This window comes from Lactococcus sp. FSL K6-0773 (assembly GCF_038006485.1).
GTDB classification, from domain to species: domain Bacteria; phylum Bacillota; class Bacilli; order Lactobacillales; family Streptococcaceae; genus Lactococcus; species Lactococcus lactis.
This window is the reverse complement of record NZ_JBBOVF010000001.1, coordinates 2,070,568-2,086,701: the sequence shown is the minus strand read 5'-3', so window position 1 is coordinate 2,086,701 and position 16,134 is coordinate 2,070,568. Positions and strand designations below refer to the sequence as shown.

Here is a 16,134-nt window from a genome sequence, read left to right as displayed (position 1 = left end):
ATCTATTTTTATTTCAAAAACACGAAACTCCCGTTCATGAGAACGAGAGTTTCAAGGAGTTTTATGAAAAGATTTTTTGGAAGAAATTCATTATAAATCCCTCATCTTAATTTTTCCTTAAACTCACTTGATAGTTTTCTTTAAAGCAGTCAAATTATCTTGCATCAATGTGAGATAATTGTCACCTTTTTTTTTCTGCTCGTCAGATAATCCTTCAACAGTATTGATACCAATAAGGTTTGCCCCTACTGATTTTGCTAAAGTCTCAGCAATTTTACTGTTAGCATTTCCTTCAAAATAAACATTTTTTAGTCCTGCTTTTTCCATTTCAACTTTTAAATTAGCTAGCGTTGATGCTGAAGGTTCTACTTCTGGATCCAATCCAGCAACCGCAATTTCTTTCAAACCATAATCACGACTTAGATAAGCAAAAGCTTCATGTTGTGTAATAAATGTTTTTTGTTTAGCATCTTTCAAAGTATCAAATTCACTGTCTAGCTTCTTCAATTTAGCGACATAACTCGCTGCATTTTTTTCAAAAGTTGCTTTATCATCTGGGAATTTTTTCCCAAGCTCAGAGGCAATGGTATTAACTTCAATAATTGCTTGCTTTGGACTAATCCAAGTATGAGGGTCACCAGATATCTTATCAACATCCTTGCTGGCTTCGATTTTAATCCCTTTATTATTTACTTTTTTGGCCCATTTTTCAAGGTCATTAGAATTGTAAACAATAGCTTCAGCATTTGTCATTGTCGCAACTTGCTTTGCACTTGGTTCAAATTCATGAACTTCCTGATTAGCAGGGACAATATTTTCGACATCGACTTTGTCACCAACAATTGCCTTCGTAAACTCATACATTGGCTCAAAAGTCGTGACAACTTCTGGCTTACTGGCTGATTTTTGACAACCTGCCAAGAGTAAAACTGCTGGAATAGCAAGTAACATCAATATCTTTTTCATTGAAATTCCTCCGTAAGTGCTGATAAGAATTTACTTATCACTTCTTGTTCTTCGTCAGTAAATTTGTTCCCTAATTCCTGGTAAGTACTCAGAGTTTTCTCGTGATGAGTAGCATGCTCCTTAGCAACCGGAACCGCTTTTTCTGTCAAGCTCCAAAGGACCACGCGTTCGTCATTTGTGGCTCGACCTGATTTAATTAGTTCTTGCTCTTGTAATTTCTTTAGAGCTTTAGTTACTGCTGCTGGAGAAATCTTTAGTTTTTCGGCAATTTTAGCATTTGTCGATATTTGTTCTGCCAAAAGCATTAAAATATGTTCTTGTGTGCTCGTTAGTTTCACATCACTTTCACACTTACCAAGTAATATTTCATGCTTATTTTCTGCAAATTGCATGATTGTCCCAAGAAACTGGTCGATTTGATTTGCTATACTCATCGTATTTCGTCCTCCATAATTAGTTTACTGGTTAATTATATAGCAAAGAAAAAATAATGTCAACCAGTTAACGTTATTTTTTTATTTTTTTATTTTTTTATTTGAAAGTTTGCGCCATCTTTTAGATGGATACTAAATTGATAGGTATTTTCATCACTTGAATGGTCAGTAATTTTTGAACTGGCTGACGAATCTGTCAGTAAATTGTAGGACAAATCTCCTGAATCAAAATGAATTTGACCTTGAGATTTTAAATCAGTCTTTAAAGCTACTGACACCATTAATTCAGCTGTTAACTGCTCCTTTTCACTTCTTAATTGTCGAGCATCATCTATTTGCCTTTCCAAATAGAACTGAAGAAACATTGAAAACATCAATAATAAGACTAGCGTATATAGAAGTATTCCTCCTCTTACGTATCTTCTGGAAATTGATAAATAAATGTTCTTTCACCTCCTTGATTAAAATCAATTCTTATGGTTATTAAATTTTTAGTAGCTTGAATCTTAGCCGCTTTTATATCATAAAGCATTGGCTGATAACCCTGACCTTTGTCATCAGTCTTCCGGAAATCATCACTCATAAAACCAAACCTTAGTTTTTTATCTTTAGTTACATACAGAAAATTCTGTTCTACCCTATCTAATTTTGTTCCTGAGAGTTCAAAACGCATTTGCTGACAGAAAATTTGCCAATCTTTTATGCTATCACTTTGACTAATCGCCACTTGTTCTTTCAACATCTTTGTTAAACCTGAGATGACAAGGACTGAACCAGAAATTGCAAGAAGTGCCACCAAACACTCCAACAAGGTAAATGCTTTAACTTTGAAGTTCAAGTCGCATAATTTCCTTTCCATGATTACTAATAATCAGTAAATTTTGGTTTTCTTTTATCTTTATATCAGAACCGTTGATTGATAATTCTGTTAAGTGACTTTCAATCGCCATTTGTGCCACGTTTAAAGCTTCAATCTTTTGATTTTCTTCCGTATCTTTTTGTCTTACTTGCACAAGAGAACTTACGATAAAGCTGACTAGAAAAGCGAGTAGAGCTATACTAATTAAACTTTCCAAAAGCAAATATGCCTTAACTGATTTTCTTTTTAAATTTTCCACTGCCTATCTCCAATTGATAAGTGATGAACTTTTTTTCGTAAGGTAAAAAAATTGTGAGTTTTTGTAAGCTAGAATTCCCTCCCTTATCATCAAATTTAACTGTAAAATCTTTAACTGCTACCTCCTTTGGAATTGTGATACTTCTATCTTCACAGATTAATTCTTGATTTTTAGCAACTAAACTTTCAGATTTTTGAAGCAGTGCAGCATCTTCTTGACTCCTTTTATAGAAATTTTCAAACTGGAGAACAAACAGTTCTCCCTTAAAAAGATGGACTGTTTGTATTATTTCTAAAGAAAAAAGAGTTGTGATAAAAGAAATAATCAACAAAACTAGAAGAGACTCTAGTAAAGTAAATGCTCTAGTCATTAAAATTTCGTTCTTCATTTTTGTTCTGATCATAGTAATTATCGTAAGCAGAAATTTGTTTTTGAGTAATCATCCCAGCGCTGAGCAATTCTGGCAGACTCGGCTTCTCATCATCATGATCTAATTCATAAAGTTGAGCTTGACTTTCTACTACTTTTACAACTGCCGCTTCTCCAGTTTTTTGAACTTGTGATTTTTCTTTAATTAAATTTGGAACAAATAGTAATATTAAAATACTAATAATAGCTAGTACAATTAACATCTCAATTAAGGTAACTAAAAAACTCATTTTAAAGACTTTCTACTATTATATAGTTCCTAAAGTTTACATTTTTAAAGAAAAAAGGCGAAATGGTTACATAAGGTATGCATGTTAACTTTTTACCTTTTTTTGATAAATATGTTAAGTTTTTAAAAATAAAAAAACACCCGCCGAAGCGGGGTTAATTCCTACAGTTTGTTCGCATTCAATCGACGCTGTAATTCTCTCACAGAATCAGAAACTGGGCTGATAGTTCCGTCTTGCGTTGTTCCAAGATGCTTCTGTAAAGCTTTGATAGTTCCTTGACCAAATAATCCGTCTTGGCCAATTCCTAGGAATCTTTGCAATGCTTTTACCACGTTTGAACCTGTCAGCGATGAATCAAACTGTGCAGCATAAATATTTTGGTTAAAGGTTTGTTTGTACTGGTGACTGATTACTCCGTCTTTTCCAGCTGTATCAAAGTATTCTTGCAATCGTTTAGCAGTCGCATTACTAAACTGGCCATCAACATTTAATGTAACCATTTGAGGTTTGTTGTCAGTATTTCCTGAACCTGAACCAACAATCCGATAAAAGTGATGTGGTAAGCGAGTGCTCATGTATGCATCATTCGTATCAACTGCAATTCCATTGTGAGTGTAAGAGCAGTGAATGAATGAGCCGTTACTTAGGAAAATACCTGTGTGCCCATCTGACCCAGCAGAACCGCCTGGAGTGCCTGAAATGAAAATATCGCCACGTTGCACTTCTCCTCGACTAATTTCTTTCAGTTTTGTTCCTGACATTCCAAACAAGGTTTCAGTATTTCCCATTGAACCTGCTGACAGAAAACCACCAGCAATCATTGAAAAGAATACTGATGAACTACAATCATAAGAGTTTGGACCCATTCGTGAAGTCATTGAATAGGTAACTTTACCCTTTCGTGCTTGCATCCAAGCAATCATATTTTCAATACTTGGCATTATTCGCCTCCTTCTGTGAATTCGTGGTCAGAATCAGATGCCTTAACTACTTGAACACTATCTCCATTTTTTAAACTTTTAGTAAGTTCAGTTCCTTTTTTGGCTGCATGAGTGAAGTCGTTGTTCTTCCACCATGCCCAAAGCGCAAAAACTGTTGTGATAACTGTGCTGACAGTATTATCGTCAAGTGGCAATGGATTAATGTTTAACGCTGTTAAAATTTGGTTTAAAATTGCAAGCCAAAGTAAGACTGTACGTGTAAGTGTGCCTTTATCAATTGTTTTCATGTTCTTTCTCCTTTATTTAAAAATTACTTTGATTATTTCAGTTAATGCTACAAAAATTCCTGCTGCAGAACCGCCGATTCCAATCGTCAACTTCCAAAAGTTTGTTTTATCAAGTAATTTTAACTGAAACTGATGTTCGTCTGAGCTTTCATTGCCTTTGATAACTGCTTGTAGTATTTGAGCATTCTGTTCAGATTGTCGAGTATTCTGTTCTCTTAAAAAGCGATTGGATTCATCCACACGAGTCAAGCCATCATTCATCTGCTTTTGCATTTCAACTGACATATCATTAAGTCGAGATAATTCTTTATCGTGCCGCTTGAGTTTGTCCTCGTGCTGTTCCACAAGTTGTTCTAGTTCCATAACACCTGCTTTCTATTCTTTACTAGCTTCAAAATCAGCCAACAAAGCTTTAGACTGATTAACTGCCGAGCTAACCAAATTAGCTATGTCTTGAGCTGCTTCTGGCGTGCCATGAAATGTTGTAGGGTCATTAATCATGAAATTTGCATTCATTGTCCCGTTGTCGAACGTCGTGAGAGTAAAATTACCCACATTCTTATCATCGACAAAGATATCAGTTGTTGTATTCGTTGTATTTACTTTTTCCATTTTTCCTCCTTTTATCCGATAGGATATGGTAATGTGGCATTAAATAAGTTAGCTGTTGGCGATTTATTACCACTGCATCGAATGAATATTCCTCCAGCCTGATTAGAAAGTAATGCCCAACTTAGACCATCTACACTATCTCCTGCTGCAATTCGATTTGCTCTAATTGGAATTGCTGAACTTCCTGTTGGCAATTGAGCCGCTTGCTTCCATTGACCAGCAGTCATTGCTGGTACGCCAACTCCTGACGCTGATATATAGACAGTCCCATTGATAATTGCATACTCAATATTTCCATTAAAATTATTCATCAAACTAAGCTTGGTCCAAGGAACATCAGTAGATAACTTTGTGCCTTGAGGTGTGAGTTGAGCAAAATTTCCATCTGAGTCACTTGTGAATGGCCCTTGATAATTAATCCCAGCTGTTCTGTAGAATCCTGTATTAATGTTCGTAAATTTCTGAGCTAGTCCTTGTTCAGAATCAAGCGCTATATCATTTCTGGTATTAACAGTTCCGTCTGTCTTTGAAATCGAAATATGATTATCTTTAATTTCAGTAGAGGTTGTAACTGGACCATTAGTTGTTTTGCTAATGAACTCACCATCAGTAATTGTTAAATTTTTACCATCAATTTTATCTGATGTTATCGATTCAGCCGCAAAGTTATTGACGCTAAAATAGTTAATCACCCAATGAGTGCCATTATAGTAATACTCAACATTTGGCTTAATGACCGTTCCATCACTAGCTGTAAGGTCAGTGGTGCCTGAATACTTCCAAGTCAAGCCTTTAAATCGAGTCGTTGGCTCAGTATCAGAAACAACTTTACCTGGGTCGCCGTTACTACCAGAAGGTCCTTTGATGTTTCCAAGTACATCGCCAACTCCAAAAGTTCCACCACCGCCTCCGCCGCCAACGTTTACAGTATCAATTTGTAAAATGTTGCCAGATGGAGTGATTACGGTATCACCAATTTTTGGAGGATTATCAATGGACGGTGCTGGGCTTAAATCAGACCAATAATGAAAATTATTATGTGGTACAGACTCGTAACTACTTTTAAAAATCTGCTTTCCACGTTCACCTTTAACCCCCATCATTGCAACGGAATATCCTGTTTCGCTGGTATTATCCGTATAAGCCCAAACAGTCTTAGTCCATAGGTAGTTACCTGCTGCAACTGTTGGAACTGTGGAAGTCCAACCAGTATTTGGTGCTGTCGTTCCATTTGTTGAACCTGCGTATGTAATGGTCGTAGTTTTAATACCAACGCCGTCCTTGCCAGCAATTCCATTAGTACCGTTGTTACCATCCTTAGAAATATAAGTGACTGAATAACCTGTTTCAGATGAGTTATCCGTGTATGTCCAAACTGTTTTCGTCCAGAGATATTGCCCTTTTACAAGACTGGGAACTGAACTTGTCCAGCCAGTTGCCGGTGCTGTTGTTTCATTTGTTGAAATAGCGTAAGTAATAACGGTGGTTTTAATACCAACACCGTCCTTACCTGCTATTCCGTCTTTACCAGGGTCTCCTTTAGGTCCTTGTTCTCCCATTTTCGCAACGGAAAAACCAGTTTCATTTGTGTTATCTGAATAGAACCATGTCGTTCTCGTCCAGAGGTATTCGCCGGGATTGGCCACTGGTATGTCAGGAGTCCAAGTACCGTCTTCAAATACAATGTTTTTAACCCAAATTGAATTATCTATTTCATAACTGTTAATACGAATTTCGTAATCACCAGTCGGACGATTGTGCGTGTATTTCGTACCGATAGCTGTGTTGGTGTCGGAAATAATATCCCACGTGCTAAAACTTGGATTAACAATCCAGATTGTAGCGTTGTTACTTTGTTCCACATTATGAACATTTGTAAATATGCCGTTCGTTTCAGCAGATAAGATATAAGTCTTACCTTGTTCGAGGTGAACCTGTTTACCAGTCATGATGAGGTTATCGATGATTGAGCGAGCTGGTATGAACTTATCCGTGAAAGAAGCTACAATACGACCTTCAGGTTTATTTACACCGTCTTTTGACTTTGCATAACGTAGCGTGGTATTAATAAGCCCAACGCCATCTTTACCAGCAATTCCGTCATTACCGTTATTTCCGTCTTTTGCAATATAAGTTACTGTATATCCCGATTCACTCGTTCCGTCTGAGTAATTCCAAACTGTTTTCGTCCAGAGATATTGCCCTTTTACAAGACTGGGAACTGAACTTGTCCAGCCAGTTGCCGGTGCTGTTGTTTCATTTGTTGAAATAGCGTAAGTAATAACGGTGGTTTTAATACCAACACCGTCCTTACCTGCTATTCCGTCTTTACCAGGGTCTCCTTTAGGTCCTTGTTCTCCCATTTTCGCAACGGAAAAACCAGTTTCATTTGTGTTATCTGAATAGAACCATGTCGTTCTCGTCCAGAGGTATTCGCCGGGATTGGCCACTGGTATGTCAGGAGTCCAAGTACCGTCTTCAAATACAATGTTTTTAACCCAAATTGAATTATCTATTTCATAACTGTTAATACGAATTTCGTAATCACCAGTCGGACGATTGTGCGTGTATTTCGTACCGATAGCTGTGTTGGTGTCGGAAATAATATCCCACGTGCTAAAACTTGGATTAACAATCCAGATTGTAGCGTTGTTACTTTGTTCCACATTATGAACATTTGTAAATATGCCGTTCGTTTCAGCAGATAAGATATAAGTCTTACCTTGTTCGAGGTGAACCTGTTTACCAGTCATGATGAGGTTATCGATGATTGAGCGAGCTGGTATGAACTTATCCGTGAAAGAAGCTACAATACGACCTTCAGGTTTATTTACACCGTCTTTTGACTTTGCATAACGTAGCGTGGTATTAATAAGCCCAACGCCATCTTTACCAGCAATTCCGTCATTACCGTTATTTCCGTCTTTTGCAATATAAGTTACTGTATATCCCGATTCACTCGTTCCGTCTGAGTAATTCCAAACTGTTTTCGTCCAGAGATATTGCCCTTTTACAAGACTGGGAACTGAACTTGTCCAGCCAGTGTTTGGTGCTATCGTTCCGCTTGTTGAAATAGCGTAAGTGATAACAGTGGTTTTTATTCCAACACCGTCCTTACCTGCTATTCCGTCATTTCCAGTATCTCCCTTATCGCCTTTATCACCATAAACTGCTTTTTGTTCAATAACATCTTGCGTTAAAGGTGCTAAATTGAAAGTTGTTCGAGTGATAGACCATAGATATTTATTAGTAGCTGTCGTTGTTGGTTGAGTAGTGAGCCAACCTGCGTCTGACCAAGCTTGCGTTGGTGTTGCAGTAGTCGTTGTCAAACGCCACTTTTGAGAAACGTTTGTAACAGAACGTCCATTTGTTCCATCATTCACATTAGTGATAGTGACCGACTGACTTGCGACTACTTTACCGCCAACCGTTGCTTTAAAACTATAAACTGCTTTATCCACAACTCCGCTGGCATCAACTGTGATAGTCTGAGCGTTCGCAACAACCGTTCCATCTTTCGACCATTCGTAGCTGTCTGCGACTGTTTCAGTTGTTGCAGAGCCTTTGAAAATATGAGCTGATAAAGTTGTTGAGCCAGTACCATTTTTGAACTGTGTGCCATTAGTTGTGCTAAGTTCTGCTCGAAACGGAGTAGCTGCATCGACCAACTGATTAACTTGTGTCATTAGGTCATCTGATAAATCATTTTGCAATTCAACGAAATTTTCAAAGGTGATTTCGTTTGTTTCTGGATTACTATCGGATGATTTAATTTCAGTTGCTCTCGCTCTTAAGATTAATCCGAAATCACCTTGCTCATTTGAAAAATTATCATCTTCAATGGTTACTGTATCACCAATCTGAATAGGAAGTTTTCCATCGAGAGCTTGCGATACTAAATTGCTATTTGTTTTGATTTTATAAGTAATCTGAGGATAAGCGTATGACTTAAATTGTTGAACAATATATCCCCACATTTGAGCAGGAGTAGTATACTCGGTTTCAAAATTTTTCCTAAGCCATATATCTGAAGAGTCTTTTCTAAGATGAGCTGGATATTTCTGAGCAGAAAGTGGAGCAAATGCTGTATCGTCATTTTTTCTTTTATAAAACTCCTCAACTCCATCTGAATTAATATAGGAAAATTCACTTGAATTCCAATTAGTTCCATCTTTACCTATAACTTTAGACGCATTAAAGAACTCAAAATTATAAGTTCTCTCAATCCCCTTAACGTTCTTTCCATATACAAGCTCAACATCATCCCTGATTGCCCCTATACCACCTTTGCCTGAATCATCGCGTTTTTTAACGATATTTAAAATTATTTTATCAACCGCGCCATTATTGGTTAGTTTTGTAATAAACTCAAACTCGGCATCAAAGTTGTTAATTAAAGATAAAAGGCGATTTAGTTTTGTATCTTGGGAATCATATTTTATGACTCTTGTATAATCAGCAACATCATTCCTTCCAATTTCAATTTGATTGTTTGAAATTAATTCAAAATAATCGATATACCATTGCAGAGTATGAGTTGATGAATTATCAAACTTATCAACATATTCTAAAGACAATTCACGGTCTAGTGATAAACATTTATACGTTATTTCTGTGTCTGTTTCATAGAACCCATCTGAACCAGCAGGAAAAACTGCATATTGTTTACCATTTTTCTCGAAAGAGAAGCATGTCTCATCATTAAAAAATCTGGAGTAGTCTTGAATGATGTTGTTTTTGGATTTTAATATCGTAAATTCAAATGATGCTGTACCTAGACTTAGATAATCAATCAAAGTATCTTTGTAATAACTTGGTAAACCGGGAATATCATTATCAATGAAAGTTACTGGAACTAAGTCTTTATTTAAAACATTAATAATCAAAGTATATTTTCCTCCCATGAAATTTCTACATCTGGAGCAATAGTTACCCAACTTGAAGGTGATAGAATTATTTCGCTTTCTCCCGGTGGAAAAACCAAAAATTTAGCTCCGTTTATTTTTTCATTTGCTGATGATACCCCATCAATACTAATTGTTCCGTAATAACTATCAATTGAAAACTTTGAATGCTTTGCATAGCGATTTGGAATATCTTCCCATTTTTGGATATTATCCTTACGACAAGATATGTTTCTCATATATAAATTAGTCATAAATTTATTCGACTGTGTATATTGCCCAATATAAATGTAAACTTTTGCAATTTCAACATTTGCTAAATCTGGAATATAAAAAGGAATTCTAGCCCCCTTCCAATAGAATTCCAATTTCTCGCCAGTTTTAACAAAATCTGTACTACCATTTCTCTCATTGAATTGTACGTTATTCATATCTCCAGCGCCATTTCCTTCGCCGTTATTGGAAATAAAATCCTTTGAACCTAATTCTCTCGGATTACTACCACCGCACCAGAATTTAACTTGAGCTTTATTTCCAGACATATCACCTTTTGAAATTCCATATCCGGCGACTAATTTATCGTTCTTATCAGTAAATAGAACTTGTAATAATCCAGTTTGACCAAATGCACCAGCCCAAGCAAAGATATTAAAATATGAATAGAAATTAACTGCTCCAACATGACCGTTTGAATCTGCTGGTAAAGTCATTACTTTCATACCACCAGCTACTCCTTGTCTAGAATCAACAGTTCCTTGGTCTTTTAATCTCAACCCATCTGTTTGAAATTCAAGTTTTCCGTTCGTGGCTAACCAATTATTTTGAGGGTTAACAGTTCCAGCTGCAACATCTTTAAATTTAGAAAACGATGTGTCATCCTTGCTATCATAAAGATACTCGCTTTTTTGCACATCTATACCATCGGCTTCTGTAATTTTCCCCATAGCAAACCCACCACTAACATGAGCTAAGGATAAATATCCGTTTTCTTGATTATTTGTAATGTCAATTCTAGGATATGCTGGTTTTGTACCATTATTTATTATTTTTATTCTGACAGTTCCATCAGAGTTTTTTGTAATGCTTCCATTAGCACCTCCGCTATTCGAAGAATTTAATGTAATTCTATCTGTCCTGTGAGCTGCACCGTCACTTACAAATAGAGTAAATGAACCATCGGCTTCAAATCCATTATCGGTATATTCAAATTTCCCAGTAAGAATCGCATTATAATAATAATTTGGTTCATCGCTAAAACTTAACTCTTTGGTAACGTTCGATGATAGAATTTGTCCCAATTTCCTTCTGACGAAGTTTACATCTAATCCATCAATAACATGAAATGACATTGGGATTTCTTTAGGACCTCTTTTTACAGATACAATTTCAACACCATCAGACGAATTTTCTTCTGTAGTTAGATTATTTTCAGAAGCTACTCCACGTTCAATTTTAGTGAATTTAACGTAATCTGTGAGGTAGTTATCACCATATTTTACTTTGAACATTTTTCTCTCCTATTTTTTTCTACCAATCATTCTGTCTCTGGTATCTCTTGAAGTTTTTACAGTTTCGAAATCATCATAGATAGTTTCTGCAACTTCTCTACCATTAACTTTTATAGAAATTTTTCGTTGATTCATTTCATCGATTCTATCGCCCATTTTGTCAATCTTTTCAGACAGTGTCGCATTATTAGAGTTAACTAGCTGAGCTTGACTATAAGAAGTCGAACTAGAGACACTAGCGTTTAATGCTGTGTCAAGCGAAGGTAATCCTCCTGTGAGCGAATCAGCTAGCTTGTTAGCCATAGATGAAACATTAGCTTGAACTTTTTTGAACTTGTCTTGAAGTCCTTCGTCCAACCCTTCCATGATTGAACCACCATGAGGAATGAGTAAGCGTCTATCATATGAAATAGGCCCTTTATGGTCTGAAATCCATTTACCAATACCACCTACCCAGCTTTTAACATCTTCAAATTTTTCTTTTAAACCATTAAAAAAACCGCTGATGATTGCTGTTCCTTGTTTATAAAGTGTATCTAGTCCAAATAACCCAGCGATATCTTTTATAAAATTCTTAAAAACATCAACTGGATTTTTGCCGCTAATAATACCATTTACAAAGCTTCCAATGATTTGCCCACCTTTGCTAAGGAAAGAACCAATAGATGAAGCAATATAACTCAACAAAGCATTTATCATATTATTAATTGCTCCTGTTGCTTTTGGTATAGCTTGAAGTATCCCACTAGCAACTGCTACTAAAATCTGAATAGCTGCAATAATAATTGATGGTAAATTATTAATAATCGTTTGAACAATCATTAAAATAACCTGAACTATTGCTGGTGTTAATGCTGGCAATGCTTGAGCAATCCCATCAACAATCGCAAGAATTATTTTAATAGCTGCTTGAATAATAGTCGGTAGATTGACAATGATAATAGTAACGAGCTGTGGCATTAATGTTGTAAATGAATCAATCAACATTGGTAAAGCTGTTGTAATTCCCTCAACCAACGCCATAATTATTTGAAGTGCTGCTTGAACTAAAAGAGGTAAAGTTGTCATTATTACCTGAATGATTTGAGGTAATAACGTTGTGAACATTTGCATTAATTGAGGAAGTGCGGTTACAAATCCATTTATTAAAGCTAAAATAATCTGAACGGCTGTATCAATAATTTGAGGAATGTTTATCATCAAAATATTAATGAGTTGAGGAATCATAGCTTGAAAGTTAGCAATTAATTGAGGTAAAGCCGCACTTACACCTTGAACAATTGCTAAGATTAATTTTAGTCCTGAGTTCCAAAGCATAGGCAATCCAGTAGTCCAAGCATTTACCATATCTAAAAGAGCATTTGCCAATAATGGTATTAAAGCTGGTAATTGTTGAGAAATACCATTAATTAAACCATTTATCATTACCATACCTTGCATTATTAAAGTTGGTCCGCTTTGAGCTAACATACCAATAATTGACTGAACAGCTTGACCAAGTGCTGAAGTAAGCTGAGGAGTAGCTCCAACAATACCTTGCATCAAACTCATGATGATATTAACCCCAGCTTGAATAATACTAGGTATTATAGTAATTATTGAATTTACCAATGAAATTATTCCTGCTGTAAAAGAAGGAATAACTGTTGGCAAAAGACTCACTATTGTAGTCAGCAAAGTTCCAAAAAGTGATGAAACTGTAGAGAATACTATTGGCAAAAGTTTAGCAATTGCCCCCAATAAACCTGTAATAACAGGAGGCAATGCAGTTATCAGATTTCCGATAATAGGAGTAATATTGTTAATAACATTAGTCAAAGAACCCATTAAGTTATCGACTAATTGTTTGATATTAGCGTTGCTACTACCCAGACCAGTAATCAGATTTTGATAAGCCGCTTTTGTACTATCAATTGAACCACTGATAGTTGAAGCCGCTTCTTTTGCTGTCGTTCCCGTGATGCCCATTTGCGTTTGTACAACATGAATAGCTTGAGTTACATCAGCAAAACTAGAAATATCATACTTCTGTCCAGAGAATTTTTCAGCGTCTGATAAGAGGCGCTTCATTTCTTCTTGAGTACCACCATACGTTTATATTCGTCATAGGTCGTTAATCTATAACCGTTCTCTTATGAACTGCTATATGTTTCCATATAGACTAGACTATCTCTTGTACATTTCTGTACCCTCGCACTTCCACCCACTTGGGTGTACTCTACTCCATTAAAAAAGCACCTTATTTTATAAATAAGAATGCTTAATCTGTTTCGATAGCCGTTACACTTTTATGAATTTATTTTAGAACGTTTTCTGTTCTTGTAAGAAAATTGATAACCTCTTGTTATTCCTCTTTGACCAATCGTACCTTTTTCTAACATTAAAGATATATTGCCTATTGTACAATTGAAATATTTTGCGGTTTCTGAAATGCTTTTGAATTCAAGAGTTTCAATCACATAAAGCCATGATAAATGACCGCCTCCACGTTTTTTTCTTTCTTCTGCAAAGTGTTCAACAATTATTGTCTCACTCCTTACACCAATTGTTTCAAAACGTGAATTATTTTCTGAATAAGTTGCCCACCTCAAATTGTCAATAGAGTTATTCTTCCTATTACCGTCAATGTGGTCTACTGTCTCCTTATTTTCAGGGTTAGGGATAAATGCTTCTGCTACCAATCTGTGAATTGGAATTTTTTCAGATTTGTTATTCATATAGAGGTCAACTATTAAATACCCATTATCTTTGTTCGTAAATGGATGTTTAATATGTTCTGTGTTATCGTTTCTAACCATTCCGTTTTCATTTATAGAATAGTTATTATTTCTTGCAATTTTTACCCACATAATCAGTTTTCCTTACCACGTATTTATATATTCATTTTATCATACAAATACATTAAAGTCAACATCTATGCAGATATCAATTCATACTTAGCACGGTATTGTCTACGTCTTAATTCGTTTAGAGTTTCACCGTTTTCACGAGGTTTATACTGAGCTAGTTTTTTAGGTTTACCCAGTTTCAAGTTATCCAACATGGTGTAGTTTTGTTTTGCAAAACCTTGATAAGCATTCTGAATATCACCGATATTTGAACCCATTTTATTGGCATTGTCTGCCATATCGACAACCGCTTGATTAGAGTAATCAGCAGCCTTTGCAGTATCTCCTTTAAGAGATGCAACCATAGATGCTGAAAAACCTGTTACAGTTTCCATGTAGGCATTAGCTGATAACCCTGCTGTTTTATATGCGTTAGCAGCAAATCCTTGGACTGTTTTAGATGCATTACCAAAAAGAGTATCAACACCACCTACTAACTGTTCATAATCAGCATAGGAGGCAAGGACTTGCTTACCAATTCCAACAGCTGCAACTCCAACTGCGGCTGTTCCAGCAATTGCTGCGGCTGTTCCTGCTTTTAAGGCACCTCCTATTTTGCTTCCTGCACCAGACATAACTGAACCTAACTTATTATATTCAGTCATTGCCTTTGTGCTATCTAACATGACATCAATTACTACTGCTCCGTCATTGGCCATTTAATTCCTCCTCCTTTCTTCTCATGAACTCCCGTTGCTCTTTTAAATCCATCATTTCGAATTCAATTTTTTCGCGGTCTGATTTCAGAGCAACTGCACTTTTAGCTTTTTTGATTTCTTTACGCTCTTTTTCATTAGCATTCTCAGGAATTTCCATCTGCCGAATTTCAATCACTCGCCTAAACTTAGAAGTTTCTGATAACCCAGTTAAGAGAGCGTTAAACTTATCCCAACTCATGGTATGATTTCTAAATTTTTCGAGCGACATCTTTCCAGACTGAACTTTATTCCAGTAATAATTGGATTTCTCACGCTCTTTTATTAAATCAATTCCATAATCTTGCATAAATGAAGCAAAGATATAATCAGCGTCTTCCTCAAAGTCATAAAATTTCTTCTCTTCTTCGAGGATATTGCCTTTCATATCTCTCTCAACTGTTTCTTCCCTAGAATTATCACCAATTATCTTTTGTGTTAATCCTTCAAGTATTAGCTGAAAGTCTTCCTCTGGCATCTCATTAATAGGCGTTAAAAAGAACATTTCAATGGTAATGAACAGTTTTTCAGATACATCGATATCATCTTGCTTATAAAGCTCAAATAACCTCAGAACTCGTGAAAAATCCATTACAACTTCATAATCAGCAGTTTTGGCTTCAATTACATCTGGCTGACTCCATGAAAGAGAAAGTACCATGTAAAGCCTCCTGTCTTAACGTTTTTTACCGTCAATAAATGATTGAGCTTTAGATTTTGTTTGAATCAATTGGAACTGCTCTGTTACTTGACGCATTCCTTCTTCAACTACAAATAAATCTTCATCTGCAACATCATAGAGTTTTTCAAAAGCACCATCACCCAAAATTAAATCTGTATATTCTTGAATTTTTGATTTAATGAACTCAAGTAATTCAAATAATGCTTTAAGGTCATTTTTACCCTCTAAAATCTTGACTTCTTTTCGCTTGCTCTCAATTTGCTCATTAATTTTAGGAAGCTCTTCTGTATATTTTTTTAAATATCGAGTACCCATTTTAATTTCGAACTTGATTCCAAAAACACGAGTAGGGATGACGTTTTTCTTGAGTTCAACTACGATTTCATTTTGTTTTTTTGCCATTTTTTCTCCTTAAAAAATAAAAGCTAGAAGGAATCCCC

17 protein-coding genes and 1 pseudogene are annotated in these 16,134 nt (G+C 35.8%); all 18 read right to left on the bottom strand.

Features of this window, described 5'->3' with window-relative positions; genetic code table 11:
- Positions 1-123: 123 nt before the first annotated feature.
- The 18 genes and pseudogenes from MHB61_RS10440 to MHB61_RS10355 all read right to left on the bottom strand — a co-directional run bounded on the left by MHB61_RS10440 (position 124) and on the right by MHB61_RS10355 (position 16,096).
- On the bottom strand, positions 124-966 hold the full coding sequence (locus MHB61_RS10440) for a metal ABC transporter substrate-binding protein (RefSeq protein WP_003129990.1): 843 nt from the start codon (positions 964-966) through the stop codon (positions 124-126).
- Positions 963-1,400, bottom strand: a complete 438-nt coding sequence (locus MHB61_RS10435; RefSeq protein ID WP_003129992.1) for a zinc-dependent MarR family transcriptional regulator — start codon at positions 1,398-1,400, stop codon at positions 963-965. Before MHB61_RS10435 ends, MHB61_RS10440 begins: the two co-directional genes overlap by 4 nt.
- A gap of 89 nt (positions 1,401-1,489) precedes the next feature.
- A complete protein-coding gene (locus tag MHB61_RS10430) occupies positions 1,490-1,765 on the bottom strand; it encodes a competence protein ComGG (protein WP_233180995.1) in 276 nt (91 codons plus the stop codon).
- A 47-nt stretch (positions 1,766-1,812) separates the two neighbouring features.
- Positions 1,813-2,259 (bottom strand): competence type IV pilus minor pilin ComGF, encoded by a 447-nt coding sequence (comGF, locus tag MHB61_RS10425; protein ID WP_029344525.1) that lies wholly within the window; start codon positions 2,257-2,259, stop codon positions 1,813-1,815.
- A complete protein-coding gene (comGE, locus tag MHB61_RS10420; RefSeq protein ID WP_010906316.1) occupies positions 2,222-2,518 on the bottom strand; it encodes a competence type IV pilus minor pilin ComGE in 297 nt (98 codons plus the stop codon). The genes comGF and comGE overlap by 38 nt, the downstream gene beginning before the upstream one ends.
- Positions 2,490-2,921 (bottom strand): competence type IV pilus minor pilin ComGD, encoded by a 432-nt coding sequence (gene comGD, locus MHB61_RS10415; protein ID WP_080585155.1) that lies wholly within the window; start codon positions 2,919-2,921, stop codon positions 2,490-2,492. Before comGD ends, comGE begins: the two co-directional genes overlap by 29 nt.
- Positions 2,881-3,177, bottom strand: coding sequence for a competence type IV pilus major pilin ComGC (gene comGC, locus MHB61_RS10410; protein ID WP_212715809.1), 297 nt, complete (start codon positions 3,175-3,177; stop codon positions 2,881-2,883). Before comGC ends, comGD begins: the two co-directional genes overlap by 41 nt.
- 161 nt (positions 3,178-3,338) lie before the next feature.
- Complete coding sequence (locus tag MHB61_RS10405) at positions 3,339-4,118, bottom strand: peptidoglycan amidohydrolase family protein (protein ID WP_137016631.1); 780 nt, start codon at positions 4,116-4,118, stop codon at positions 3,339-3,341.
- Complete coding sequence (locus MHB61_RS10400) at positions 4,118-4,405, bottom strand: phage holin (RefSeq protein ID WP_137016629.1); 288 nt, start codon at positions 4,403-4,405, stop codon at positions 4,118-4,120. The genes MHB61_RS10405 and MHB61_RS10400 overlap by 1 nt, the downstream gene beginning before the upstream one ends.
- Positions 4,406-4,417: 12 nt before the next feature.
- The gene (locus MHB61_RS10395; RefSeq protein ID WP_014570798.1) at positions 4,418-4,768 is read right to left on the bottom strand and encodes a hypothetical protein; all 351 of its coding nucleotides are present in this window, start codon (positions 4,766-4,768) and stop codon (positions 4,418-4,420) included.
- A 12-nt stretch (positions 4,769-4,780) separates the two neighbouring features.
- A complete protein-coding gene (locus MHB61_RS10390) occupies positions 4,781-5,017 on the bottom strand; it encodes a hypothetical protein (RefSeq protein WP_137016624.1) in 237 nt (78 codons plus the stop codon).
- Between the two features lie 11 nt (positions 5,018-5,028).
- Entirely contained in the window at positions 5,029-9,921 is a 4,893-nt protein-coding gene (locus tag MHB61_RS10385) for a phage tail protein (RefSeq protein ID WP_262652020.1), read from the bottom strand.
- Positions 9,900-11,429: a distal tail protein Dit gene (locus MHB61_RS10380; protein WP_137016568.1), complete on the bottom strand. Its 1,530-nt coding sequence runs from the start codon at positions 11,427-11,429 to the stop codon at positions 9,900-9,902. The genes MHB61_RS10385 and MHB61_RS10380 overlap by 22 nt, the downstream gene beginning before the upstream one ends.
- 9 nt (positions 11,430-11,438) lie before the next feature.
- Positions 11,439-13,499: a phage tail protein gene (locus MHB61_RS10375; protein ID WP_212715806.1), complete on the bottom strand. Its 2,061-nt coding sequence runs from the start codon at positions 13,497-13,499 to the stop codon at positions 11,439-11,441.
- A 218-nt stretch (positions 13,500-13,717) separates the two neighbouring features.
- Positions 13,718-14,278, bottom strand: coding sequence for an HNH endonuclease (locus MHB61_RS10370; RefSeq protein ID WP_137016566.1), 561 nt, complete (start codon positions 14,276-14,278; stop codon positions 13,718-13,720).
- A gap of 170 nt (positions 14,279-14,448) precedes the next feature.
- Positions 14,449-14,976, bottom strand: a pseudogene (locus MHB61_RS10365) (phage tail protein); the annotation flags it as partial.
- Positions 14,966-15,673 (bottom strand): Gp15 family bacteriophage protein, encoded by a 708-nt coding sequence (locus MHB61_RS10360; protein ID WP_137016561.1) that lies wholly within the window; start codon positions 15,671-15,673, stop codon positions 14,966-14,968. The pseudogene MHB61_RS10365 and the gene MHB61_RS10360, both read right to left, overlap by 11 nt.
- Before the next feature lie 15 nt (positions 15,674-15,688).
- Positions 15,689-16,096 carry a hypothetical protein gene (locus tag MHB61_RS10355; RefSeq protein ID WP_003131323.1) on the bottom strand — a complete coding sequence of 136 codons (408 nt, stop codon included), beginning with the start codon at positions 16,094-16,096 and terminating at the stop codon, positions 15,689-15,691.
- Between the last annotated feature and the right edge of the window lie 38 nt (positions 16,097-16,134).